The organism is Bacillus sp. BSL6 (assembly GCF_052928345.1).
In genome coordinates this window covers 1-26,667 of sequence record NZ_JAVGCW010000012.1, presented here as the reverse complement: position 1 = coordinate 26,667, position 26,667 = coordinate 1, and the positions used below count along the sequence as shown (strand labels likewise).

The 26,667-nt window shown below is 31.0% G+C and carries 22 protein-coding genes and 4 pseudogenes; 13 read left to right on the top strand and 13 right to left on the bottom strand.

All coding sequences use genetic code 11. From position 1 onward, the window contains the following. Positions 1-123 precede the first annotated feature (123 nt). Both RCJ96_RS25185 and RCJ96_RS25180 read right to left on the bottom strand, forming a co-directional pair. Positions 124-438: pseudogene (locus tag RCJ96_RS25185) on the bottom strand (PAS domain-containing protein); the annotation flags it as partial. A 224-nt stretch (positions 439-662) separates the two neighbouring features. After that, entirely contained in the window at positions 663-2,333 is a 1,671-nt protein-coding gene (locus RCJ96_RS25180; protein WP_144529735.1) for a M4 family metallopeptidase, read from the bottom strand. A 580-nt stretch (positions 2,334-2,913) separates the two neighbouring features. Here RCJ96_RS25180 and RCJ96_RS25175 point away from each other — a divergent pair. The 4 genes and pseudogenes from RCJ96_RS25175 (at position 2,914) to RCJ96_RS25160 (ending at position 5,796) form a co-directional block, all read left to right on the top strand. Then, positions 2,914-3,726, top strand: a pseudogene (locus tag RCJ96_RS25175) (papain-like cysteine protease family protein). 26 nt (positions 3,727-3,752) lie between these two features. Continuing rightward, positions 3,753-4,013 (top strand): hypothetical protein, encoded by a 261-nt coding sequence (locus tag RCJ96_RS25170; protein WP_002081760.1) that lies wholly within the window; start codon positions 3,753-3,755, stop codon positions 4,011-4,013. Positions 4,014-4,386: 373 nt separating this feature from the next. Further along, positions 4,387-4,677: pseudogene (locus tag RCJ96_RS25165) on the top strand (recombinase family protein); the annotation flags it as partial. Between the two features lie 162 nt (positions 4,678-4,839). Beyond that, positions 4,840-5,796, top strand: a complete 957-nt coding sequence (locus tag RCJ96_RS25160; RefSeq protein ID WP_000511678.1) for a hypothetical protein — start codon at positions 4,840-4,842, stop codon at positions 5,794-5,796. 93 nt (positions 5,797-5,889) lie between these two features. On the opposite strand, the gene RCJ96_RS25155 is transcribed toward RCJ96_RS25160, so the two are convergent. The 5 genes from RCJ96_RS25155 to RCJ96_RS25135 form a co-directional block, all read right to left on the bottom strand. Further along, on the bottom strand, positions 5,890-6,258 hold the full coding sequence (locus RCJ96_RS25155) for a NucA/NucB deoxyribonuclease domain-containing protein (protein ID WP_061157390.1): 369 nt from the start codon (positions 6,256-6,258) through the stop codon (positions 5,890-5,892). A 22-nt stretch (positions 6,259-6,280) separates the two neighbouring features. Further along, complete coding sequence (locus RCJ96_RS25150; RefSeq protein WP_000389052.1) at positions 6,281-6,532, bottom strand: YueH family protein; 252 nt, start codon at positions 6,530-6,532, stop codon at positions 6,281-6,283. 10 nt (positions 6,533-6,542) lie between these two features. Further along, positions 6,543-6,773 (bottom strand): hypothetical protein, encoded by a 231-nt coding sequence (locus tag RCJ96_RS25145; RefSeq protein WP_050224927.1) that lies wholly within the window; start codon positions 6,771-6,773, stop codon positions 6,543-6,545. A 24-nt stretch (positions 6,774-6,797) separates the two neighbouring features. Continuing rightward, positions 6,798-7,025: a tyrosine-type recombinase/integrase gene (locus RCJ96_RS25140; protein ID WP_260989114.1), complete on the bottom strand. Its 228-nt coding sequence runs from the start codon at positions 7,023-7,025 to the stop codon at positions 6,798-6,800. 214 nt (positions 7,026-7,239) lie between these two features. Then, positions 7,240-7,365 (bottom strand): hypothetical protein, encoded by a 126-nt coding sequence (locus tag RCJ96_RS25135; RefSeq protein ID WP_000160190.1) that lies wholly within the window; start codon positions 7,363-7,365, stop codon positions 7,240-7,242. Positions 7,366-7,889: 524 nt separating this feature from the next. On the opposite strand from RCJ96_RS25135, the gene RCJ96_RS25130 reads away from it, so the two are divergent. Next, positions 7,890-9,062 carry a hypothetical protein gene (locus tag RCJ96_RS25130; protein ID WP_226809514.1) on the top strand — a complete coding sequence of 391 codons (1,173 nt, stop codon included), beginning with the start codon at positions 7,890-7,892 and terminating at the stop codon, positions 9,060-9,062. A gap of 701 nt (positions 9,063-9,763) precedes the next feature. On the opposite strand, the gene RCJ96_RS25125 is transcribed toward RCJ96_RS25130, so the two are convergent. After that, positions 9,764-10,312: a DUF421 domain-containing protein gene (locus RCJ96_RS25125; RefSeq protein ID WP_002029079.1), complete on the bottom strand. Its 549-nt coding sequence runs from the start codon at positions 10,310-10,312 to the stop codon at positions 9,764-9,766. A 247-nt stretch (positions 10,313-10,559) separates the two neighbouring features. After that, positions 10,560-12,053, bottom strand: coding sequence for a phospholipase D-like domain-containing protein (locus RCJ96_RS25120; RefSeq protein ID WP_000454745.1), 1,494 nt, complete (start codon positions 12,051-12,053; stop codon positions 10,560-10,562). A gap of 660 nt (positions 12,054-12,713) precedes the next feature. Between RCJ96_RS25120 and RCJ96_RS25115 the strand changes: the two genes are divergently transcribed. Further along, a complete protein-coding gene (locus tag RCJ96_RS25115) occupies positions 12,714-13,358 on the top strand; it encodes a recombinase family protein (RefSeq protein WP_277931967.1) in 645 nt (214 codons plus the stop codon). A 101-nt stretch (positions 13,359-13,459) separates the two neighbouring features. On the opposite strand, the pseudogene pdxR reads toward RCJ96_RS25115, so the two are convergent. Next, positions 13,460-14,584 (bottom strand): annotated as a pseudogene (pdxR, locus tag RCJ96_RS25110) (MocR-like pyridoxine biosynthesis transcription factor PdxR); the annotation flags it as partial. Positions 14,585-14,716: 132 nt separating this feature from the next. Here pdxR and RCJ96_RS25105 point away from each other — a divergent pair. After that, complete coding sequence (locus tag RCJ96_RS25105) at positions 14,717-15,610, top strand: DMT family transporter (protein WP_050224842.1); 894 nt, start codon at positions 14,717-14,719, stop codon at positions 15,608-15,610. A 486-nt stretch (positions 15,611-16,096) separates the two neighbouring features. Here RCJ96_RS25105 and RCJ96_RS25100 read toward each other — a convergent pair whose 3' ends face one another. After that, positions 16,097-17,590: a peptide MFS transporter gene (locus RCJ96_RS25100; RefSeq protein WP_061114586.1), complete on the bottom strand. Its 1,494-nt coding sequence runs from the start codon at positions 17,588-17,590 to the stop codon at positions 16,097-16,099. 223 nt (positions 17,591-17,813) lie between these two features. Here RCJ96_RS25100 and RCJ96_RS25095 point away from each other — a divergent pair, with 223 nt between their 5' ends. The 3 genes from RCJ96_RS25095 to RCJ96_RS25085 all read left to right on the top strand — a co-directional run bounded on the left by RCJ96_RS25095 (position 17,814) and on the right by RCJ96_RS25085 (position 20,203). Further along, positions 17,814-18,806, top strand: coding sequence for a DUF4046 domain-containing protein (locus RCJ96_RS25095; protein ID WP_061114587.1), 993 nt, complete (start codon positions 17,814-17,816; stop codon positions 18,804-18,806). A 276-nt stretch (positions 18,807-19,082) separates the two neighbouring features. Next, a complete protein-coding gene (locus tag RCJ96_RS25090; RefSeq protein WP_061114588.1) occupies positions 19,083-19,796 on the top strand; it encodes a thioredoxin domain-containing protein in 714 nt (237 codons plus the stop codon). After that, positions 19,796-20,203: a disulfide oxidoreductase gene (locus RCJ96_RS25085; protein ID WP_061114589.1), complete on the top strand. Its 408-nt coding sequence runs from the start codon at positions 19,796-19,798 to the stop codon at positions 20,201-20,203. The genes RCJ96_RS25090 and RCJ96_RS25085 overlap by 1 nt, the downstream gene beginning before the upstream one ends. 468 nt (positions 20,204-20,671) lie before the next feature. Here the strand turns inward: RCJ96_RS25085 and RCJ96_RS25080 are convergent, their stop codons facing one another. Then, on the bottom strand, positions 20,672-21,886 hold the full coding sequence (locus tag RCJ96_RS25080; RefSeq protein WP_061114591.1) for a replication initiation protein: 1,215 nt from the start codon (positions 21,884-21,886) through the stop codon (positions 20,672-20,674). 1,150 nt (positions 21,887-23,036) lie between these two features. Here RCJ96_RS25080 and RCJ96_RS25075 point away from each other — a divergent pair. The 3 genes from RCJ96_RS25075 (at position 23,037) to RCJ96_RS25065 (ending at position 24,571) form a co-directional block, all read left to right on the top strand. Continuing rightward, positions 23,037-23,441: a GRAM domain-containing protein gene (locus tag RCJ96_RS25075; RefSeq protein ID WP_050224831.1), complete on the top strand. Its 405-nt coding sequence runs from the start codon at positions 23,037-23,039 to the stop codon at positions 23,439-23,441. 147 nt (positions 23,442-23,588) lie between these two features. Further along, a complete protein-coding gene (locus RCJ96_RS25070; RefSeq protein ID WP_050224832.1) occupies positions 23,589-24,269 on the top strand; it encodes a hypothetical protein in 681 nt (226 codons plus the stop codon). Between the two features lie 20 nt (positions 24,270-24,289). Beyond that, on the top strand, positions 24,290-24,571 hold the full coding sequence (locus RCJ96_RS25065) for a hypothetical protein (RefSeq protein ID WP_061157370.1): 282 nt from the start codon (positions 24,290-24,292) through the stop codon (positions 24,569-24,571). 720 nt (positions 24,572-25,291) lie between these two features. On the opposite strand, the gene RCJ96_RS25060 is transcribed toward RCJ96_RS25065, so the two are convergent. Next, positions 25,292-26,170, bottom strand: coding sequence for an Rpn family recombination-promoting nuclease/putative transposase (locus tag RCJ96_RS25060; protein WP_061157371.1), 879 nt, complete (start codon positions 26,168-26,170; stop codon positions 25,292-25,294). Between the last annotated feature and the right edge of the window lie 497 nt (positions 26,171-26,667).

Sequence of the window (26,667 nt, the reverse complement as noted above, 5' to 3'; positions counted from 1 at the left end):
TACTAAGTTAACCTGTTCTTTTAAAGATTGTAGAGCTTTCATATTTTCCTTAGAATTAATGTCGACTTTACTTCCTAAATCTATAGATAAATTCTTTAAATGTGAAACAACTTCTCTTGTTTGATTTTCACGATTTGTAATATCCGTTGCAATTTTTAGTACAGCATCTACTACTCCTTGTTCATTTTTAATTGGAATATAGGTAGCCTCAAACCAAGTTAAATCGCCTTTTTTACCAACTCTTTGAATTTTCTTTTGAAACTTAATTCCCTTTTTTAAATTCTCCCATAACTGATTATATTCTCTACTATTTATAAAACTATGGGGACAAAATTGTTTATGTACCATGTTCTTCATTTCACTGATTGTATAACCTAAAGCTTGTGCAAAATGATCATTTACCCAAATTACCTCTGTATCTAAGTTAAATTCTATCATTGCTAAATTGGATTCCAGTCCAACCAAAATCATTGTTTGATCTAGTACCTGATTGCTTACACTTGATGAAAGATTCATAATAACCTCCATTTATCGTTTATACATATTATAACATTTAATAAATATAATTAATACAATAAAAGGACCTACTTGTATTAACAAGACATAGGTCCTTTTATGATTTAAATGTTAAAAACATAAAAATATTATAAACGAATTTTAATTTACTTTACGCCCACTTGATTCCAAGCATTTTCTACTGCTTTATAGGTTGCACTACCATAGCCATCATAATCAGCTGCGGATTGTAATAAAGCTGTACGAGCTTGTTTAAAATCACTTGTTGGTGTTAAATATGTTGTTAACGCGCGATAATAGATCTTTTCTGCTTTCTCTTTACCAATAGCATTGATTGTCAGATATGCAGCCTTATTCGGAATACCACTATTAATATGTACCCCACCGTTATCGCCTTCTTCAGTTGCAGGAAGGTATTGATAATCCCTCATATGAGAAGGTTGGCCATATTTTTCAGGATTTGATAAACTGCGAAGTGCATCTCCAGAAATACCAGGCGTATATACAGCTTCTCCTAAATCCCAATTTGTTGGATCAACAAAATATCCAAATACATCAGAGAAAGATTCATTTAATGCACCTGATTGATTTACATAACGAAGATCAGCTGAATACTGTGTCACAGCGTGAGTTAATTCATGCGCAACAACATCAAGGGAACCTGAAAGTGGAGAGAATATGCGCCCATCACCATCTCCATAAACCATTTGCTGCCCATTCCAAAATGCATTATTTACATTTACTCCATAATTTACACCAGAGCGAATTGTTTTTCCTTTTCCATCAAAACTGTTACGATTGTGAATATTTTTATAGTAGTCATAGACTTTTCCAGCATTATAATGAGCATCGACCGCAGGTCCTTGATCTTTATTTATCCAAGCATTATCATTATCCAGTAGACGATAGTTAACTGGATAATCTGCATCACTATGATTTACCGTAAATGTTTCAATATAGCCTCCATTCATAGGCTTTGTTGTGTCTTTTAAATAGTATTTTTTCTGTACACTATCAAATGTTGTATTCAGTTCTTTTCGATCCCCTAATACTCCATATCCATATCCTTTTTGAGCGCTATCTGCGTCTGTAACTGCATTATATGAATCTATGATTGATCCATCTTCTGCATTCACATAAATTTGCCAGTTAGCTCCATAAGGTTTAATAAATTGCAGTTGCACTTTAAACGTTAGATAATACTTTCCGTCTTTTTCATATACAACTAAGTCCGCTTTTTCATTTGTAGAATCTAAGTTTTCTTTTACCTGGTCTAATGTGTTTCCATCTACTTTTACTAATGTATCATTTTTTGTAAGTTTAATATGTTTCCAAGCATTTGAAAGCGCTGTTTCTTTTGTAATCTTTGCTTCTGTATCACCTTTTAAACTTTCTGCAGCAGCCGGATGAACATCTCCATTTACTGTTTTTACCTTGCCCTCTTTATCTGTATGAACAATGAATTGTGCACCATCAACAGGCACCTTATTTACAGACCTTGTATAAACATAATGTTTCATACCTAAATCATCCGATTTCTCTTCTTTCAGTGTCAGATCCGTTTGTGGATTTACCTTAAATAGTTCTTTATTTTCTTCAAGAAACTCTTTCACTGCTTTTTGAGTTTCTACCTTTTTATCAGATAATTCACCTGAAAGAAATGATGGACTTCCTTGTTCCTCATTCCAATTCTTTTGTTGCACTTCCATTTTATCCATTACTTCTTTTTGGGATGCTTGTTCTTCTGCAAATGCAGTTGAAAAAGGCGCACCTAACATTGTTCCTGCAGCAAGCAATGTAATAACAGTTTTTTTCATACATTTTCCCCCTTCAATATAAGTAAAATAAAAAATATAATTACAAAATTAAATATACAATTACTTTCAAAGTATTTATATAGATATGAATAATTACATATTCATATCTATAAAGTATTGTCTATTTCCAAAATGAATTCAGAATATTAAAATTAAAGGGCGTAAGGATGTTTCTAAAAAATGAGTTGAAGGGATGATTTTGAATACTTCATCTATAAAAAATGCCTGCAAATTTCTCTAGGGGTATTTTTATGATTTATTATTGATTGATTCCTTTTCTATCTACTATTATCTTATAACAGCCATGTTTAACTATCTTTCTCACATTTTATGATCCTATTTATTAGCTAGAGAGCATTCCAAAACTAGATTTTAATTGTGTCATATTTATTACATATTAGAATTCCAAGAGGTATTATAAGGATATTTGAATAAATTAAAATAGTATAGAAATAAAATGAAAGGAGTATTACATCATGAGTTATAAAAAAGTAGTGTGTACTTGAAATTTTAAAAAGTTAAGCAACTTAATTTTTCGTTTTAATAGTGTTTTAAACATACCATATGAGGATGTGAGAAGATGAAGCTTGCACAAAGAATTTTAATTATAGTTGCATTTATTTTATCTCTGTGGAATTTTTCTAATGTCAATGATGTGTTTGCCGAGGAAGTTGAATTTTCAGGTGTAACTGCTCCCATCGGAGTAAATGTGCGCGATAATAAAAATTCAACTGGAAATATAATAGATGTTCTTCAAGGAAATCAAACCGTTTACTTCAATGGTTGGGAATATGGAGAGGGATTAAAGGATTATTGGACTGGAAGTATAGATAATCGTTGGTTTTATTTTTTTAAAAACGGTAAAAAAGCATATGTTGCTTCGGCATTTATAAATGGAAATCCACCTAATTCTACAACAACTGTTAAATTAAATGTTCCTAATATTAAACAACAGCAGTCTAATTAGTGTTGGGCAGGTACTTCAGTATCTGTTTTAAACTATTTGGGGCAACCAACTACACAACAGCAATTTGTAGGATATGTAAAAGGTGGCTTATACAATTATCCAGCTACTTCTAGAGAAATACAAAATGGTCTTAATTATTTTGGTTTAACTTCAACAATTAATAGGGGAACTCTTTCTTATGATGGGTTTAGAAGCCAAATTAATAGCAATAAGCCAATGATTACACTTATTAACTGGAAAAATGGAGGGAATATTGGTCATTTTCTTGTGTTAGATGGTTATTTTAAAGGTATAAATAATATGAACTATATTACTTATATGGATCCTTGGTATGGAGATCATTATCAACATAACTTTGAATCATTTAAAAATAACGATAGATTTTGGTGGAATGAAACAGTTCAAGATATTAGTAGAGAATATTAAATGAAAATAAGAAGGGAAATAAGTTTATGAAAAAAATAACGAGAACTATAATTTTAGTTGTATTTTTTAGTATTGCATTAATAAGTATGAATAAAATTGCTCAAGCAACTGATAACTCTAAAGAATCACCTGAAAAGATAGCACTAAAAGATTATCAAAATAGTAAAGGCACTCTATTAAAAGATGGCAAGCAACTTCATCAAAATCATAATTTTACGTCTAATTCAACTTTAGAAATATCCACATTTTTTTCCATGTTTATGAAATACAACAACAAAACATTATAAATAATGACTCCAAAAATCTATCTGAATATTTATTGCCTACAGATGAAAAATTATGGTTTATTTTAAATAGAAACAACCCAGAGGGATTAATTTTTACAAACGAACAAGAGCCTATACGTATGGAGGGAGAAAACCGTAGTAAAGATTTATATAAAATCTATAGGTCTATACAAACAAATATAAAAAAATCAAAGAAATTATATATATTGAATTTGAAGGACAAGGATTATTTGTTGTTTCTCACGAAAATGGAGAAGAAGTATATGCAAGTGAGGGTGCTTCTCTTATCTTAGGAGTTCCATCAGCAAAAAAAATTAATCCTGATGAAATCATTTTAAAAATAAAGGAAAGAATTCTCTTATCTCAACAATAAGATTTAGGAATAGATACGAGAACGCCAACAGGAAAATTCTTTTTAACCGTCATGGCCGCCTTTAGTGAACTAGATCGAGAAATGATTAAGGAGAAACAACGTGCGGGAATAAAGTTAGCGAAACAAAAAGGAGTGTATAGAGGAAGATTGAAGAAATATACAGACAAGCACCCAGGTATGAATCATGCGATTGAATTAAGGAAGCATACCAATAAAACTGTTAAGGAAATCTGCCAGATTACAGGTGTGAGTCAGGCCGCTCTGTATCGTAGATTAAAAGAACTTGAATAAAGTTCTTTCTTTAATTTGTAATTAAACCCCAGAGTGGCCCCTCATACCCAGAATCGTTTCCGTACCCCTAAAATAACTGTTTTTAAAAATAACCCATTATCTTCCTTGAAATATTTGATACTATAAAATAAAGAACATTCAATTTATATAGGAGGGTGTAAAATGGGAATTAAAATGTCTAGTGCTTATCATCCCTTTTTAAATAGAATTGTCGGGATTGATGAGATTCAAGAAAATGAAGCCTTACAAACTGATTTATACTGTACTGATGAAAATTGTCGTAAACAACTTAGTTTTGTGGATGAGTTCGAACGTAAATATAATGACAAAACAATAAAAGTAAGAGCATTTCTTCGCTTAGCTGGTAAAGAAAAACATATTGAAACTTGCCAATTCAACACTGCTGATCAAGTTAAAGTAATTGCAAGAAGTGCAGAAGACTTAATGACTAGCTTAGAAAATGGAAAGTATGAATTTAGACTACATGTTATTAAAAACGCTTTACACAAAAAGAAAAACAGCGCTGTAGCTAGTGATGTTTTAGTACCAACAGGTGCCAAACAAAAGAATCCTCAAAAAGTTTATGAAAATAAAGGGAAGCTTTCTTCCTACCTTGCATCTATGAAAAAAATTATGCAGTTACGTACTCAACTTGAAGATCAAGACAGAGAATTACGTAATCTTGTAGTATTAAAATTTCATAACAAAAAGATTGATTGGAATAAATTTTTTTATGATACCGAGAATTTTAGGGAGGCTTTCGACTACCTTTCTACATCTCCAGATCATCCCATTTGCCTTCATGGTCGAATTAAATCAATAAACAAACCAACTGAAACATTCCCATACCATAGCATTTCACTTTATTCTCCTTGGGTTGAAAAAGCAGATAAAGATAATATAAAGCGAATTCCTTCCGTTTCTATTACGATTTATAATAAATCACTTGTTGAGGAAGTTATGCAAAAGTTTGAAGAAGGGATCAAACATATAGCTATTTTTTCCGATATAAATTATAAAGTTTCAAAAATAGTAATAGATGAGAAGAAACAAGAAAAACCTCAATATTTAAATTTGCAAGGAAAGTTAAACCGTCAAAAACAAATCCATATGTATTAAGTTGATTGAAACTTTTATTAAAGATCCCTAGTTACGGAATTAATTGTAACTAGGGATCTTTAATATTATATCCATTGCAATCAATTTCCTAATTTACTTTACAACAATTTTCACCTGCGCCCCGTCTGGTAATTTCTCCACTTTATTACCTATATATGAGCCTGCGCCACGATTATCAGCTGGTTTTATATGCCTAATATCAGCACCTTTTCCGCCTTCACGACAAAGGTCCATAGGATATTCATCCCGATCAATTGTACAAATATCTGTTTTGCCACTTGCAATCGCATCTTTAATATGCGCCGCGGTTTCCGGATACTTATTTGATGGAAACTCTATAACTTGTGCAATATCTTGTGTTCCACTTGTTTGTTTTGCAGGATTTGAATTTTGAATTGCTGAACATCCCGAAAATAGTAATCCCATTACTAAAATACTACTTACCGCCCCTTTAAAATTCATTATGCTCCCCCTTATGAAAATCTTAATCGAATTGGCTAAACGCGTAGTCATAAAATGCATCTGCAACATTCTCTACAAGATGATAAGAAACATACTTCTCCAATGCTTTCATTAACCTAGGCTTTTCATCTATAAAATTAATCGTGTAATCTATTAAGAAACTCCAATTCCAGGATGGAATTGCAATCAAACAACTATTTTTCATCTCATGTTCGCAAAAATAAACTGTTGGTGATTCATAACTTTTTAGAATTTCAAACTCTACACATTCCATCTATACCCCCCTATTCTTTATTGCTTAAATTAGAATATTTCTTATATCTTTTTTGTATATCATTAGTAATACTTATACTGACTATAATTGCTACCGCCAAGTACTTTATGTATTTAAAACCTGTATGCTCTACAACAACTATACTTCCAATAATAAGAACTATCGTGGTAAGAAATGAGATGATAAAAATACGTTCGTACTTTCGGGATTTACTTTCCTGTTCTAATCTTCCCTCTTTCATACTCTGGTTTCCCCCTTTGGATTCTTATAAAGTGAAATCCTCCATTGTTTTACGAATTTCATCAGCTTCGACACCAATGTATTGTAAAGTTTGACCTTGCGTCGCATGGCCAAATAGTTTCATCAAATAGTACACATCTTTCTTTCTCTGATAATAGTGATATCCAAACGTTTTTCGCATACTATGTGTTCCCCATTGTTCTGAATCAATACCGCAAGCCTCGGTCGCCTTATACAAGAAATTATGTACCATTTGTCTTGTAATGGGTTTATCCCCTTGACGACTTGGAAAAATCTAATCAGAATCAGCACGATTGCTTGTGTATTTCGCAATTTCTTGTTGTAAGACTGAATTGAAATACACTTCTACCGTTGTATCTGTTTTTTCCATTTTAATTTTCATGCCATCTTTTCCACGAACATCTTTTACACACAACCGTAAAATGTCACTAATGCGTAAACCTGTGTTAATTCCAAAATAAAAAGTAATTTCGATATGAGGAATTTTGCAACAGCCAATCTTTCATTTCTTCAATTTTTTCTATTGAACGAATTAGCTCATTTGCCCCAGGTTTTCGTCCCCCTTTCGTCATAAAACTTGACCTCCTAAAACTCTGTTGTAAGCTACAATATGTAAAACTTACTTTAACAATAACTATATTTTGTTAAACTGATAATCTTTTTCTTTTTATTTTATAGCGAAAAAAAAAACAGTAATACCATAGAAAATCGCATGATATCGCTAGTTCTTATGAGTTTAACATTTTGTATGTTTTGTAAAACTCATTTTTCTTTGTAACCTTTAAATATTTTAGAAAAGATGTCCTTTTTAGAATGTTATTTATGTGTAGTTACTTATATTTATCATCTTGATATAGTAGTAATACTTGTAATTTTGTTTATAGCGCAATTGAAAATAAAAGATAAAGCCATATTTTATAAAGAATGTGTTATTCCAAAACAATAAATACGAGAAAAATGCACAAGTTTTACAGAAACTTTTATTTCTACAGTAAAACTAATGGTAGAATGTTATTGAAAGATAGGGTTATATTGGTAAATTTATTATTAAGTATTAGAAGTTTTTTAAAGAATTAGTTAGATAGGGTGTGTGTTGGTGAGAAAGAGAATAAAAAGAAAAAATTATCAAATTGAAAAAAAAGGGGAGCAAATACAAAAAGATAGACTATCTTATTTACAAGATACTGCATGGATTTTCACAATTCTCACAGGAGCCATCTATTTTTTCTCTTATTCTTTTCAAAAGGGAATTAGAGATTACTATGGTATAGATGATATTAGTTTAAGTGATCTAGATGTACCTTTAATTGTTAGTTCTGTATATGATGTTTCTTCTTTGATACTCAGGGTATGTATTTTATATTTTATTTCAAGAATTATAATTTGGTGTGCAACTTTTATGTTTAACATACTGGATGCAAGGCAAAATGCTCCTAAAAAAGAAACTTTTATAAGGGTGAAATTAGAAAGATTTTATTCAAAAATAGGTGAGTTTTCAAGTTCAATTATTGAAACAGACTTAAATAAATTTGGTAATTTTAAGGACGTGATAAGAACAATCTATGATAAGAAAGAGTTTGCGCCTATAAATGCAATTACAAATGGAATTTTTCTTATGCTAATCCTTGGCTACTTACCATTTTTAGTATTAAAGGATTCATATAATTTTAATGTAGCTAATCTATTAGGTATGAGAGTATGGGTACTTTTTTTCATCTTACTAACAATATTACTATTTTTATTTATCATACTTTCCCTAAAAAGGTTGAAATCAGGAACAATAAAAAACGGACTTTTAAAGCTATGTTTAAAAGGGATTGTTGCTATTTATAGGAGAAACCCGTTGGCTTATATTTGGAAGCAATGTAACTGGGGAATAAGAGGGATTATAATCATTATATTTGGTATAGGTTCATCTTGGATTTTCTTTCAATATGGATATACAAAAGCTGAGAAAAAAGAAGATTATACAATTGTACAATATCAGGAGAAAGAGTTTGTTATGTTAGATAAAGATAAAAATAGAATGCTTGTATCCCCTCTTACAATAAATAATAATCACTATATGATGTCAAAAAATGAATTGCAATTAATTGAATTTAAACAAGAAAAAGCTGACTCTATTGTATTTAAAGGAAAAAGTTTAGTTGGTGGCTTGCAAGTATCTCCTAATGAGAGGGAGGAGATATTGAAGGAATTAGATAAAACTATCCAGAGTGTCCCTGTTTTAAGAAATTTAATTCCAATTAGTTTGCTACTTGATAAATAGCATATGCTTAGAAAATTAACTAACTAAATTAATGGATTTTTTAGTTAAGGATAAATGAGAAGACTCATCTTGAATTTTTGTTGATTTGAAAATAAAAAAAGAACTTGTAGGAATCACTACAAGTTCTTTTTGATTTAAAGCGAATACACGGGACACATAAATTATCTCATTATTCATAACGGGGAAACTGTATTGATTTCATTATATAACAAATATCAACATCCAGATCTTTAATATTTGAAAATTATGTTAATTAAAAAGAGAAAGTCTGTCTTTTCTCTAAACATCCCATTTATTGATTTTATATAAAACGTTTTAAATAAATTTTGATATCAAAATTTATTAGATAAAATATAGACATGGTTAAATAGGAAAGAATATGGGATTCTTAAAGAAAGATATACATCTAAATTTAAAAATAATATAGATGTTTGAAATATACATATAGTTATATGCAACTATTAATCATAAGTATATCGATCCCGTCACCATCATTATATTCTTTTTAAAATAGCTCAAATAGGGGTAGCGTCAGGAAAATGCGGATTTACAACGTTAAGGAAACCAAAATATAAAAAGTCTAATTTCTCGGTGTTATAAGTGAAAAATTAGGCTTTAGTTACTTCATTAAAGCGCCTGATTGTTGAAGACTAAAGTTTATATTCACCAAGAAAATTGATGTGCTCTTATCCTAACAAATTTTATTTAGGACTTACATGTATGCCTTCACGCTCTCGCCAATCTGCGTAAAGTATACGCTTTACATTATCATATCCATTGGTAGTTAATTGGTTATCTAACCACTGTTGATCAAATCCGAGTTCATGTAAATTATCCCATAAAATTTCCCCATCTATAATTAACGATGTTGGGAGGTCTACTGGACTTTCTGGAAGATTGAGATCTGGTTTTTGATACTTGGATTTTAATAATAAACTTATTTGCCCATTAGCTTCCAATATACCGTATTTGACTTCGCGAACTGAAAAGACATTATTTTGACGGAGTATACTCAATACTTGATTTACATCCAATTTGTTCTTTGTAAGTAACTTTCTGTCCATAACACCATCTCGAATGATGATGTTAGGATTGCCTAATAAGAGAGAACGTGTCGATTTATTTTTTAGAGTCATAAACTCTATTCCCAACATAAGAAACGTCCACAATCCGATGGCATATAAAAAATGAAAAATCCCTACCTTATCTTCATAAATGTTATTTCCTAAAAAATCTCCAAGTACTAACACAAAAACTAAGTGAAACGGGGTTTAACTGATAGATGGATGTTCTGCCTGTTATGATAATGATAAAAAATAAAGTTGCAAAACCTACTATGACTTTGATTGTCAGTAAACCCAAAAAAACTTCACCCAAAATTTATTCCTCCATTTTATATTTCACTCGATTTCAAAAATCCTCATGTTTTAAAATATTTATATTACAACATGTAAGCTAATTAAAATCAGAAAGATAAATAATACCGGTTTTTTCAACTTATAATAATGGAGAAAGCACGCGAGCACCCTGTTCAACAATGCGCTCGGTCAGGGATCGTTGCACCAAGTCTTCAATTCTTAATGGTACAGAATCAGTAAGATCCCTCTCGAACTGCTCTGTGAGTTCCCTTGTCACATCAGCACTGTACACGACTTGACACACCTCATAATTCAGGCGAAAACTTCTCATATCATAGTTTGCTGAGCCTACGGCAGCAATCTCCTCATCGATGGTCAACACCTTCGCATGTATCATTCCTTTGTCGTACTGGTAGATTTGAACTCCAGCTTCTATAAGTTCTCCGTAATAAGTACGGCTTGCAAGACCCACGATTTTTTGATTATTGTGGCGAGGAACCAGCAATCTTACACGGACACCACGAGTTACTGCTGTCTTTAATGCCATGATAATATCCGTTTCTGGTACAAAATAGGGTGTTGTTAAATCAATAGTCTTGGTCGCCTGTGTTATACATATAAAGTAAGCTTGCCGAATGACTGGGGTAGGAATTCCAGGGTTTCCTTCCAACGTATGGATATACGCTTTATGCAATGTCCTAGTTTTTCCGGATATGTCCATTTTTTTATCATCAAGGGTGCTCAACTCTGATCCCAATTCGGCTGACCATTTGGAATGATCTGCTCTGCCGATTGAATTGATTTTCGTTACCTCTGATTTTGTTTTCAAATTTGTTTTTGATTTTATCCTTTCCGGCACAGCGATTTCCCAATGAACATCAAAAACAGTCTGCAAGTCGCCTGTTGCTTCCCCTATAATTTGCAAATGAGTGTCCCTCCAAAATCCTACGTCTGGCTTTAATCCTGTATATTCATACCCAACGTTCATACCGCCAGTAAAGGATTCCTTTCTGTCAATCGTCACAATCTTACAATGATCCCGATAATTCCAATTGGACAAAATCCAGGGAAATCGCAGAGGAAATATTGTCCTGCATTCTATCCCTGCTTCAACCATCTGCCGGATTTTTTCACGCGGGAATTTATAACTCCCCAAGCTATCTCTCATAAAACGAACCTGCACTCCATTTAATGCTTTTTCGATTAGCAGTTCTGTGATTCGATTACCAATTTGGTCGTTCCGATAGATGAAATATTCCAGATCAATGGTTTCTTGGGCTTTTTGCAGGGATACAAGGAGTTGATCATATTTTGCTATCCCATTGTTAAACACTTGGACTTGGCCCATTCGAAGCCCATTCACAGTGAAATGCCGTAAAGCATTGGCAATTACCGATGCTGAAGCACCGAATGTCTCAGGTAATTTGTTAGATTCATTTTTAGAACAGGTCAATCTTTTTCGATGAATAAACTTAGGGTTTGATATGCTAAGATATAGCCAGAAACCAATGACAGGTAAAAAAAGGACGATTATTATCCAATTCAAAGCCTTGGCAGGCCGACGAACTTCCCAAATTGCTATGAATAAGATAAAGAACGTATTTAACAGGTATAGATAAAAAATCCACTCCAACTGGAATCCCTCCTTCTGTTACTCTTAACATGTACAAACTATGTAACCAGTATACGTATGGAATATGAAGGGATTGTCTGTTATATATTATGGACTACCTTTATAAGAACTTGTATAAGATATTAAGAACGAAAAAAAGAGAATTAAGGTTGGGAAAGTTCTGACATCAAGAAAGGCGTAATGATCTGGGCACTGTCCTAACTAGAGACTTAGTGATTTTGAAAATTACCATCTGGTAAATTCCTAAATATAGGTATAATTTTTTATAAATTTGGAAAATGAAAGTGGTAAATGCAATAAGAAGTAAATAGGCCTCACCATATCAAAAAAAGAAAATTGTACGTTACGTCACAATTTGGACACATTTCAAGGTGTTTGCTGTACGTTAAGACAATTTTCCCATTAAATACGGATTATTTGGCACTAGAAAATCAATATTTTTGAAAATGTCAATTGGAATATTTCTCTCACCAATTTGAAAAGTAAATGGTGGTTTATAAAGGTATACCTTTACAAACATTTACGTATTGTCTATGAAACATTGAAAAATCACGTTTGTAAAGATATATTCATTTAATTTATAAACGTTTATTTTCAATGAATACCTTTATAAACGAAAGTGATATAATTATAGTAACAAATATAAGGGGAGTACCAAAATTGACTAATATTTATGGATATATACGTGTAAGTACAAAAGATCAAAATGAACAACGTCAATTACATAAGATGATGGAACGAGGGGTGGAAGCCCGACGTATTTTTGTCGACAAAGCAAGTGGACGACACTTTGATCGTCCTCAGTATCAATTATTACGAAAAATATTGAATACAGGTGACATTGTTTACATAGATGCCTTAGATCGTATGGGGCGTAATTATGACGAAGTAATCGCGGAGTGGAAATACATCACTAGAGAATTACAAGCAGATATTGTTGTTTTAGAAAATGAAACACTGTTTGATAGTCGTAAGTTCCGTGAGATGGGGGATATGGGACGTTTAATGGAAGATCAATTTTTATCTTTACTTTCCTATGTTGCGGATCAAGAACGGAAAAAGATTCGTCAGCGACAAGCTGAAGGTATTGCAGTTGCTAAATCTCAAGGTAAGCATTTAGGGCGTCCTCCATTTAACCTTTCAGCATTAAGCCAAAAGCAACTAATTATAATAGAAGAAACTTATGCAAAGTGGAAAAAAAGAGAAATAACGAGCGTTAGATTTATGGAACTATTAGAACTTAAGAAAAATACTTTTTATAAGATACTAAAAGAATATGAAGAGAACAAATTACAACCTAAATAAAGAAAATGAGCCGAATATTCCTTAGAGTAGGAAATTCAGCTCATTTTATGTCGAAATTTGCTTAGCGTATATTTTCGTTAAAATGTGGGCGGTACCCCGCATAGTACTTTTATTTTACGTTTATAAAGAGTTTTCATTTTCCTTAAATGTGTATACCAATATCCCTCTAATATAAAGTGGGCTAGCGTTCTTTGATGAACAGAAGAAGCAGTTTGTTCTAGTAAAGGCCCAATTTTCTCATACGTAGGAAGTAATCGTTTAGGTAATACCATGTAACTTACACGGATTGAGGGTAATAATGCTTTAGAAAATGTGCTCAAATACACAGTTCTATCATTAGAATCTATACTATGTAAAGAGGGGACAGGTTGATGAATATAACGAAATTCACTATCGTAATCATCCTCAATAATATATCCATTAACCTGTTCAGCCCAGTTAATAAGTTGTAACCTTTCACTAACAGGCATCGTTAAGCCATATGGAAAATGATGAGTCGGTGTAACGTATACCAATCTTGTGTCTGTTGTACACAATTGATTAACGTCAAGGCCATTTTCAATAACAGATATAGGTTCCACGGAGAATGACTGTAAGGAAAAAAGTTCCCTTGCTCCATTGTAACCAGGGTCTTCTACAGCTATCTTATGAAATTCTTTTTTTAAAAGAAGGGTCAAAATCAATAACAAATGTTGTGTACTGCTACCAATCAGTATTTGCTTATTAACAGCACTTACACCTCTTGATTGAAACAGATAATCTGATATAGCTGTCCTTAACAACATGTCCCCTTGTTTTTCCCCATAGGAATACATGATAGGATCCATTAAGACTTTATTTGTTAGGCTTCTCCACTTTGCAATAGGAAAGTTCTCCCTGTCCACCGTACCAATTTTAAAATCAATAGTTTTTCTTATATCTTTTTGTCTTCCTCTAGGAGTTATTACAGTAGGCTCATATGTAAGTACTTGATTAGACACATCTGCCTGTACAAAATAGCCCTTTTTATTTTCACTTCGTATATAACCTTCTGCTAGAAGTTGTTCATAAGCCACTTGTGTAGTATTTCTACTTACATTTAAAAGTTCTGCTAATTGTCGAATAGAAGGTAGTTTTGTATCATAGGTAATTTTCCCTGATAATATTTGCATCCGTATATAAACATATATTTGCTGATACATTGGAACATTACCACTCTGATCTATATTAAAAATGAGTTCTTTCACTTAATACACCCCAACTGTCATTTTAAATTATTATAAACTGTACCTTTTACAAATGACAGCAAGGATTAGTATTAAGTATAGGAATTCATACAATATTTTTTTAAGAGGAATGATGATAAGTTGGTTAAAATTATGTATTTATTTTGTTTAATTGTTTGGGGACTTAATTTTATTGTAGTTAAGATTCAAGGTACACCAGTTAGTCTAGAACTCTCGTTATTATACCGTTTAGTTCTAACGGCAATCTTATTTTTAGTTCTCATATGGTTTATTAAACCTAATGGAAAACCTAATAGAAAAGATATTCCATTTGTCGTTTTATTTGGCATTTGCAATTTTGCATTGAGTTACCTATGCCTCTATTATGCTACTATAATGAGTTCTGCCGCTATCGTAACTTTGATTTTTTCATTGAAAGTTATTTTAACTCCAATTGCCCTTCGAATTTTTTTGAAAGAGAAGCTACATTTTCGTATTTTAATTGGGGGAATTCTAGGAGTGCTAGGCGTATGTATTCTTATCTACCCGAATATAAACAGTTTTAAAGGATTTGATGATGTAAAAGGAATTATAATGGCTATTCTAGGTACTATTCTTACAGCGATAGGAGATGCTAGCTCTGCAAGAAATTCAAAACATAAGGTTAATCCCGTATATGCAAATTCAATTGGATTTACAGCAGGAAGTGTATTAATAGGAGCGATTGTATTACTTCAAGGAGAAAAACTAATCTTTCCAACATCTATTTCATACTTATCTGCTTTACTATACTTAACCCTAATTGCTTCTTTTGTAGCATGGTTATTCTATTTAAAACTTGTAGATAGAATTGGAGGTGCAAAAAGTGGTTATATGGTAGCACTTTTTCCTGCAATTGGAGGAATAGCTTCTGTGATAATTGGCGAATCAGATTTATCTGTATATTTATTTGCTGGCTGTCTCTCAAGTTGTATTGGAGCTGCTATTGCTTTAGGATTTGGAACAAAATATCAAAATATAGAATTACGGATAAAAAAGACTAGTTAAAAATGAGAATTTAGTGTTGATAATGGTGGGAAGCGGAACATGGTGTTTTATTAGGGGGCACTATACATGCCCATCATGCTAAGGTCTTGAAGTACCCCCTAAACGGAATTTTTACTTTTCTACAGTTATTTATGTGAATTCAACTCGTTTTTTTCGTTTTGGATGTGATTGATTTCTTAGATTGATAGCAATAGGGTACCGACAGCATTTTGAAAAGAACCACGCTAAGCAAAAACATACAATAAGCTGTCCATATGGAAAGCTTATTTACATAATTATTGTTCTCGAAAGTAAGGTTTTAAAAATGAAAAGTACAAGAAAAAGGCGGATTTCTCTTCTCACAAAGAATCCGCCTTTTTCTATGACTCTATTCATTTTTTATCCATTCCTATCCTGGCTTGGTTTTAGGATTCTCGTTTGTTACTAGATTAATAAAAAAACTGTGCACAAAAACTTGTATTTTAACAAGTTTTTGGCACAGTTTTTTTATTTTATTCCTTTCATTAATACCTGAATCTTTGGAGCCATAAAATATAAAATAACACTTAAAATAATTGAAAGACCACCAATTGCACCAAAATAAATAATTTCTGTTTCAGGATTATATAATCGAACTAGTTGAGCATTTATAGCTTGTGCAGCTGCACTAGTTAAGAACCACAGACTCATCGTTTGAGCTGAGAAAGCAGCTGGTGCTAATTTAGTTGTAATTGATAAACCTACAGGTGATAAACAAAGTTCCCCGATTACTACTAAAAGGAAGCTAATTGCTAGCCATATAGGACTTACAAGCGATTCTGTACCGTGAATATATGCAGGGATAATCATAACTAAAAATGATAAACCAGCAAATAATAAACCTATAGCAAATTTATTAGCTGTGCTAGGCTGACGTGTATTAAGCTTAACCCACAACCATGCAAAAACTGGTGCTAATAAAATGATATAAATAGGATTTAACGATTGGAACCATGAAGATTGAAGTTCAACCCCTGCTAATTTTAGTTGAGTACGTTGATCAGCATAAGTCGCTAAAATTATAGCGCCTTGTTCTTGAATAGCCCAGAACATTGTAGCAGCAATAAATAATGGTATATATGCAATTAAACGAGATTTTTCAACTTCTGTAGTTTTTGGACTACGATACATAAAAATAAAGTAACAAGTTGGTATAACAACGCCTAATATACTTACTATTAAAGTAAATAGATTTATAGTTAAAATACCTGTTGGTATTGTTGCAAGACAAAATAGTAATATAGCTACGATACCAATACTAAACTGTTTCAATACTTTCTTTCTTTCATCCTTTGTTAAAGGATTTGGCACTTGTTCTCCTGCTAATCCAAGATTTTTCTTTTTTGTAACAACAAAAATGATTAATCCTAGTAACATACCAATTGCAGCAATACCAAAACCTAGATGGAAATTATATTTTTGTCCTAATGTACCAACAATAAAAGGTGATAAAAATGCACCTAAGTTAATTCCCATATAGAAAATACTAAATCCTGAATCCCGACGTGTATCTGTTTCACTATATAACTCACCAACTACACTAGATACATTGGGTTTTAATAAACCTGTTCCAAGTATTAAAAATACCATTGAGATAAATAAAGTACTAATAGTACCAGGTAATGCTAAAATCAGGTGGCCTATCATAATTAAAACTCCACCCCAAAAGACTGTTTTGCTTGAACCTAATAGACGATCGGCAACCCAACCACCAATAATACCTGACATGTAAACTAGAGAACCATAAATGGCCATAATCGATGCAGCAGTTGCATGATCCATTCCTAGTCCGCCTTTTGAAATCGTATAATACATATAGTAAAGTAATATAGCCCTCATGCCATAGTAAGAGAACCTTTCCCAAAACTCTGTAAAGAATAAAGTAAATAGACCTTTAGGATGACCGAAAAAACCCTTTTGCGGAATAGTCTGAATAATATCGTTCTTACTTAGTTTCCCCATAATTCTAATCTCCTTTTATTTATGTACATAAAATTATACTATTTTAGTATAACTGAAGAATTAGAAAAATAAAATAAATATTTACTTTATTAAGTATTTTATTTTTATTAAAATACTTAATAATTAATCTTCTTATGGTATCATTATAGTCAGAATTAACAATAATGTATTTTATTTCTACAAGATACTTAAACTTTCACCAAATTATAGGAGGTTTTCTCAATTGCTAATACAAGCAGTTGCTATAGAGGAGATTTATCAAGAAATATTAGATGGAAAGAGAAGTCGATTTCCTGCAAATACATGGAAGGAAGACACTGATAATGAACTCGCTCGAAGAGTAATAAAATATTTAATTGAAACAATTTTAAAATGGGATGAAGAGGAAATTAGAAAGAAGTGGAATACACCATTATTGGTGAAGTACAGACTACGTGGCTTGCTTAATCATAGTTATGATAATAGCCCTTATAAGGCCATTGATCATTTATATCCGGGACGTTTTAAAGAGTGGGAATTTGGTATGGCTCCTTTAAACTTTTGGACTAAAGAAAAGGCTTTAAAAGCACTAAAATGGACTATTGAAGAGAAAGAGCAGTTATCTAGAGAAACGCTTTTGAAATTGTACGGAAAAAAATGGTTAGAACAAAACAAGCTTGCTTCACCTCTAAATATATTTTGGAAGGGTAGTCCCTATTCAATGCTTAGTGATTTGTATCCGGGGCGTTTCAAAGAGTGGGAATTTGCTATGACACCTAATCATTTCTGGACTAAGGAAAGAGCCTTAGAAGCGCTAAGATGGACTATTGAGGAGAAAGAAAAGCTATCCAGCCAACAAATAATTGATTTTTATAATATAAAATGGCTAATTGCTAATAAATTAGCATCAGCTTGTAAATTAATCTGGAATGACAGCCCATATAGAATGATTAATGATTTGTATCCAGGGCGTTTTAAAGAGTGGGAATTCGCTATAACACCTAATCATTTCTGGACTAAGGAAAAAGCTTTAGAAGCATTAAAATGGACTATTGAAGAGAAAGAAAGACTGACAGAAAATGAGCTTTTAAGTGTATATAGTCAAAAATGGTTAATAAAACATAAGTTATGGACACCATTAAAAAGATATTGGAATGGTAGTCCTTATTCAATGCTTAACGATTTATATCCCAATCGCTTTGAAAAAAGTATGTTAAAAGGCTACTTTAAAAATTAATATACAATTCATATTCTATATGGTCTATAATTTTTAAATTTAAATACTCCCATACTGGTGATTTATAATAAATAACCAGTATGGGAGTATTATACTTATCCTTTATATGCCTAGAGTTCAATATTTCTTTTTATAAACGATTAACATATTAAATTTCTGCTTACAGTAAATGACTTTTTCCTAATTTTATGAAATTTAGTATTTAAAATCTATTTATTTTTATATAAAATAAATAATATAACTAAATATCAGAAAATAAACAAAGGGGAGAAATATATGAAAAAGACGTTTCTTATTTTTTCTATATTGGCAATTATTTTTGGTGGGTTAGGATTTTATTTTATGTCTAATGCACAAGAAAAAAAGGTAGTTCACGAAGCTAAGAGTCATAAAAGCCTCACAGCTCAAATAAACATTGAAAATCAACCGATTATCGGGGATCCTAATGCTCCTGTAACAATGGTTGAGTTTTTTGATTTAAAATGTCCTTTTTGCTTAGAATGGAAAAAAGAAGTTTTTCCAAAATTAAAAGAAAAGTACATAGATACACATAAAGCAAAAATTGTATTCATCAATGCTCCTTTGAAGCAACATGGAAAAGATGCTTATTTAGGTGCATTAGCATTAGAAGCCGCTTATAAGCAAAATCCAGATGCCTCAATCTTATTAACAGATGAATTATTTAGTTACCAAAAAGATGTTGATAAAGAGTGGCTTACTAAAGATTTAATTGCTAAAGGGGCAAGTAAAATTAATAATTTAGATGTTGATAAGTTAATGAGAGATATAGAAGATGAACAAGTAAAACAATCAGTCGAAAAGGATCGTAATATTGCTAGGGAAGCACATTTAAATAGTACGCCTACATTATTTATTAATAATGTACGTGTAGAATCTATAGTAGATGATAATGGTAAGGAAATTAACTCCAATCCATTTGATTTAAATAAAATAGATAGCATGATAAAAGAAGAATTGGAGAAGAAATAATGTTTAATTTTATTATTAAATATCGATTACATATATCGTGGGTAATTGCATTATATGCATCTATATTAAGTTTATCTTTTAGTAAAATATTTGGCTTTATTCCTTGTGAGTTATGTTGGTACCAAAGGATTTTAATGTATCCCTTAGTAATAATAATTTTCATAGTAATCTATACAGAAAATCCAAAGGCAAAGTTGTATATACTACCATTCTCAATAATGGGTTTATTAATGTCGTTTTATCATATCCTTATTCAAAAAATACCGTCTTTATCAAAGATTACATCTTGTAAAGAATTAATTCCTTGTAACGTGGATTATTTAAATTGGTTTGGTTTTATAACTATTCCCATGTTAGCTTTTGTTGCTTTTCTTTTAATTACAATTCTAGTTTCATTAAAAAAATAGCGAAAGTGAAAAAATTTTCACCTTTCAAAAACTATGTAAAAAGTAAAACCGTCCTGATGGGCGGTTTTACTTTTTACATAATGCGGTAATAACCCCTACCTGTATTTAAATTAATCATAGAAATCAAAAAACACACTAACATATACCATATTTAAACCCTAACCCTGATAGTGATGTAGTACTTCCTTTTTGAAATACCCCCCACTTTCACTTCGTTTAGGAGTGAGGGATAGCCAAGCCAATTCATCTCTCACCTATTTACTGGGCTGTACCCCTTCACCCTCCTTGAAGAAAGAGTCTTCTTGGCTATAATGCTAAAAAGAACCCACTGGAGTTCGGGTTCTTTCAGAAGTGATGATATTTTCTTGGCTTCACAAAGTGAGAAAATACAAAAATGTAATACATTGAATTTTAGAGAATTTCAACACTTAAAAAATTCTTTCGGAATGAAAAAACTTTTATGTAACACTAGTATCTTTTCTTATTTCTATTTCTTTTAATGAGTCCATAAATTTTATCCATAACAAACTCTTCTTTTTCTTTCCAAATAGCTTCAGCTTCCTCTAATGAAACTACTCTCACTAACTCTTCAATTGCTGTATCTTTAACTAAAAATGTAGCTATAGCCCCTGTAGCTGTTGAATATTTACTAATAACGGAATCTATAATCGTATCAATTTCTAGTAACTTATTATTTTTAGACTCTTCTTCATTTTGACTACTGTTATTTAATATTTTTTTATCGGAAAGTTCTTTTAAGCGGGAATTTAGAATAAATTCTACATAACCGATCGGCGAATCAATATCTGAACGAAAACGTATATCCTCAATTATTTCTAATACAATTTCTTTATGCTCTTCCCATTTCTCAAACACTTTAGGAAACACCTTTTCTTTACAACGTTCTTCAAATCTTTTAATTTTTTGTTCGAATGTATTTGGCTGCTGAAACTTATCTAATTTCTTTTCAAAATGAACTAAATCAGAATCTTTCTTTTTCTGAGAACGAATGATGAATCTAATTTTTTGTACTTTCCTACCTAGTTTAATTTCCTCAAATTCAAATGAAATATCTGTTTTTTGGTTTAATTCTTTTTGAGAGGGCTTCAACACACGTTGCTTGAAATTTGCATAGTTAGGGTATACATCCATCGCATCTAAGTAATATCTTAAATTTTCTAGACTAATTGTACGTTCTTTTAAATCTTCATATTGCTTGAGTAATTCATAAATACGTATGGCATATGTACTTTTTAATTTAACAACATTAGCCAATCTATAACTTGTAAATTTGCTACTTAATTCTAATAAAAATGGCTTTAATAAAGGATCAAAACGCATATCAATTGTACCTTTATTTCTATTGTAAATTGCTGAAGAAAGCCAAGATACTTGTATTAATTCTTCCCCTGCTCGAATTTCTATTACTTTTGATAATAGTTCCTTTGTAATCTTACTTAACTCTGTATATTTAGTAGATCCATTCAAACCAAGTAGATCATGAAATTGTTTAATTGGAAATGTGTATGTTTTAAAATCCCGATCATTGGGTTCAATATTACTTGCCAAACAAAGTAACATCTTTTGTTCAACTAAATTCAAACGTGAATTAGCTTCTATCAAGGTATTTGATTTAGAAACTATATTATTCTCTTTAATTTGTAAGTCTTGATTTATAGACATATCTACATACGTCATTCCTTTCCTACCTCTACTGCTAAATTAACTATAACAAACAAATTCACTTTGTTATAGTTAATTTTTTTCAGAAACTTACAATAGACTTCCCACTGTAAAGTACTTAAATAATGAAGCTTAATCTTTATAAAACCATATAGTATATAACCAAATTTGTTATCTTTAAATCTTTTTTCATACGATTAAGTAACCAAATTTGTTATCTTTAGATTCGTTTTCGTAATATATCGGCAACCAAATTTGTTATCTTTAAAACCATTTTTGTTATAGGTAAAACCAAATTTGTTATCTTTAAAACCATTTTTGTTATGTTGAAGTAACCAAATTTGTTATCTTTAAAACCATTTTTGTTATAGGTAAAACCAAATTTGTTATCTTTAAAACCATTTTTGTTATGTTGAAGTGCTATAATCCCTTATATATCAACAGGTTTCAGCTTCCTAAAACATATAAACATATAAAACATATAAAACAATTATTATATAAACATACAAAACATATAACATCATGTTGAGTAAATTAAATTAAATTATATTATATTATTAATTTATAGACACACTACATTTAATTATAATTTGTGATGTGTTCATAAAACCAAATTTGTTACTTTTGTCTTTTTTATATCGTTATACATATAAGATTGTCTCCTGAAACAATTCACCAGATAAAACAGTTAGTATATACACTACAAGTTTTTATAGTTAGGGTCACCATAAAAATAAGTAATTCTATTTAGGAAATGAAAAAATGGGTAAGAATTATAGAATAGAAAAGTTATAATAATTATATGTTCTTTGTAACAATAAATAGTTTATGTAGGTATTAAAAGAAATGCTTATATCCTACATTTATAATTTGTATTGTGTCTCTAATCAAAAAAGATTCTAATACAAATGAGTAGCAATTAATTTCCAGTAATAGGTTGATATAATCGTTATATCCCTATATTATATAGATATATATTGCGCATAAAAAGAATACTTTTGTCATTTATATGAAGACTGCTCGCGCTTAATTTTGGTTTTTTTAATTTATAATAATATCCTTTTTAGTAATGTTAGCTTTTTTATTAATATTTAGTATTTCTTTTCTAGTAAAAAATTAAGAATAAATCTTATTTTAAGGAGAAGTTGATATGATTTTAAAAGAACATGCAATGAAAAAGTTTCAAGAAAAAATGACTTCCAATGAGAGCGTACAAGGTATGATTACAACCTATTATGAAATGCAAAATGGTATATCCGGATTAGTCGGTGTACCAAATGGAAATTCTACTCCTGTGCAAGGGATTTTAGCATATACAGAACGACAATTGTTATTTTATAGTGAAGTGTTTGGCAAGCTTCCTATTTCATTACAGATACCTTTCCATAAAATTAATGAAATAAAAGAAAAAAAACAAGCTTTTGCCCTTTTTAAAACGATTCCAGCTATTGCCGTTTCCCATGAAGATCAAGATGTTTTTTCGACACGTGGAGATAAAGAGGGGTTTGTACGTTTAAAAGAATTCTTTGAAAAAGTTAAGTATATGTCAAACTAGTAAATCCTAATCTTCACTAAAAATTGAACTACCCAAATAAGATCATTTTGTACACGTGCTGATGAGCTGCTAAGCTTAAAATCCAGCCCGTTTGTTTTACACAATAATGGTTCAAAAAATTATATTGTTAGGAGCTAATTACATAGTATGAAAAAATATCTTTATATTACACTACTTTTAATTTTATTTGGATTATTGTCCCCATTCTCTAATATACATGCGGAGACAAATAACACAGGTTTAAATAAAATTGATCAGATTGCTAATGTTTTTAATGATAATACCAATTTAAACGAGAAAATTAGTTATATTAATAGTAGTGATGTTAATAACTGGTCAATTAAAGAGATTAATCTTACCTTAGACAAAATAGATAGTTTAAATCTAAACATAATGGAACGCGCCACATTGAAGAGAGAGATAATACGTAATTTTGGTTTTTTTAATTTTGATTTTAAAGGAACAAATTCGGATGTTTTAGCATTTAAAGAGTTAAAAATAGAAATTGTCGAGACCAATCAACCACTTACACTATATAGAAGAAGTAAATCTGGGGAACCAGAGTCTAAATACGGTCTTGGTTATTGGTGGGGAGATAAAGCGAGAAGTATTGAAGAAACTAGAAATGAGTTGGCTGTATTAGAAGCATGGGGAAATCCACTCAATACGATATACAAAATTCAAGTACCAAAGGGGATTAAAATGCTTAAAGGATTAACAGCCCCTCAAACTCAATATCTAAATGGGACAGATACAGTGCAAGAATATAGAAAAGGTGGCGCACTTCAATATTGGATTAATGACGTAAATAACAATTGGCTACAATGAGATATTTCTAGGAGGCCAGCATGGAGAATGATTATGAATTTATAAAATTAATTCTAGATTGTGAGCATATTATTAAACAACACACTCCTAGTAATCCTGACGATGTTAAAAGATATCATTTAATGTTAGATGAACTGAAAGGTTTAAGAATGACTATGAAATTGAAACAATTAAATACTAGGTTGTATTATTTATCAATAACACAAATGCTCGAAAAAAATGATCCAGAAGAAGTACTATATGCTGTATTAAAGTTAAATGAATTTTATTGTACTCACTATCAAAATATATCTAATAAATAATCGAAGCTTATTTATTAGATATAATGGTTTAGGTAAAAGGCACTCGAATGGGTGCCTTTTCTTCATGAGAAAATCCTTTATTAACTACATCTACATTTTCAGCATAAGCATTGATATGAAACTAACTACCTGACATGAACACAAACAATGCAATCATTAACTTGAAAACAATATTTTTCATATTTTATCTCCTACTACAACGAATTTTACTAATAATATTAGAATCGATTAGAAACTTTATACTAATTAGGATCAGCAACAAAATAAATCCAATTAAAGATCAAGATTGGAAGCCAAATATCATTGAATGGATATATAATTATTATTGAAGAGCAATCTGTAGGTCATATAGGTACACGTCAAAAGAGGAAAGCACTTATTTAAATTACTTTCCTCTCCTTTTCGAGAAAATAGGCACATTTACCAATATATGTTCCGTATATTGGTAACATACATTATATCTTTTTGATCGATACTAACTGTTAAACGTTTTTTGTACTTTATACACTATATATCATGCAACAAGTTTGCGCTTTGCTATCCCTTATCAAAATCATTTTATGCTATACTCTTACAGAGAACGTAACGGTGACAAGTCTCTTCTATGTATAATATCTTGTCACTGATCTTTTCTCTTGTGTCTTCTTCTTGCATCGTAAAAGAAAGAGCCACAATCCCAGCCATTGGGGATTGTGGCTCTTTTACTATCTTAGTTGTTTATTATGAATTTCCTTTCAAAATAAGCTCAACTTCTTCTATACTTAATTTACTTGCTTTTGCAATTGTTTCAATTGGTACGCCAAGTTCATACATACCTTTAATCATTTGTATTTTCCCTTCTTGAATTCCTTCATTACGAGCATGGGCAAACTTTGCGGCTTCATCCATCAACGCTTTTTCCCTTGCTTCATATGCTTGTCGGAAAGAAGAATCTTGACTCATACGTTCCCATTTATTCATCGCTTTTTGTAAAATTGGGTCTTGGTTCATCGCAATATCCTCCAATGTTTGGGTTAATTGTTCATCCTCATTCGCTGGAAGTAATAACAACCAACGAACAAATGAATCTTCCCAGGGATTTACTTGTTCATTTCGCCACTGTTGCATGAGTTTTGGAATCTCTACGATGTGAACTTCGATATCACTACTTAATACCTTCTGTTGTTGTTGATTCCATAAGACTCCTGTTGTATGGAATGCTTCATATTCTGAAAACATCACAAAGTTTAATAAATTAATGGTAATGGTTTTATGAAGAGAACTATATGGCATTCCTTTTTGTAGTTGGGATGTGTATAGCCTTCCCCAATAATATAAACTCCTCTTAATCATATCATGATTATTATTGAGCTGAATTTCTATATTTACCTTTGTTCCCGTATCTAATGTTGCAGAAATATCTAAAATCGATAATTTGTCCTCTTCATGTTCCCGGTGCAAGTGTGGATCTTCTAATTGCAAAGAAACAATAGGAGATTCTAAAGAACCTTGCAACATAGCATTTAAAAAAGCAATGAGAATATCTTCATTTCCACTTGTACCAAATAATTGTTTAAAAGCAAAATCAATGCGTAAATTTACTAATTGTTGATTGGACATGGGTTTTCCTCTCCCCATCTCATAAGATGTTTTTCTTTCATTGTACATAAAAGAGGGATACACATGCAAACAAGCTCTTATATCCATTGACATAAGAGCTTGTTTGACACCGTACATAATTAACAGATTAGTTGCGTTTCATAGAAACTGAAAGATTGCCTACTGTAAGAAAAACTCACGTTTAGTATACAAAATACGAACAAAAATTCCAATACATACATTCATAAAATATTGTCCAATACACTTAAATTTCTATCCAATCCAATGATTCAAAGCACCATTTTGCTTCATTTCTTATCCAAACAAAAGGATTTGTGCGCCATTTTTAAAAATCACTCTCCAACTTTCACATAATAATAGCCACATACCTTTAAGCACATATATCTAGATATATGTGCTTAAGTCTATTTTAGGGTGCATAACTTAAGTACATATACCTGTATCATGGAAAAACCTTGTCATTTCAACACTTGTTAACACTTACCTCTCAAAAAAAC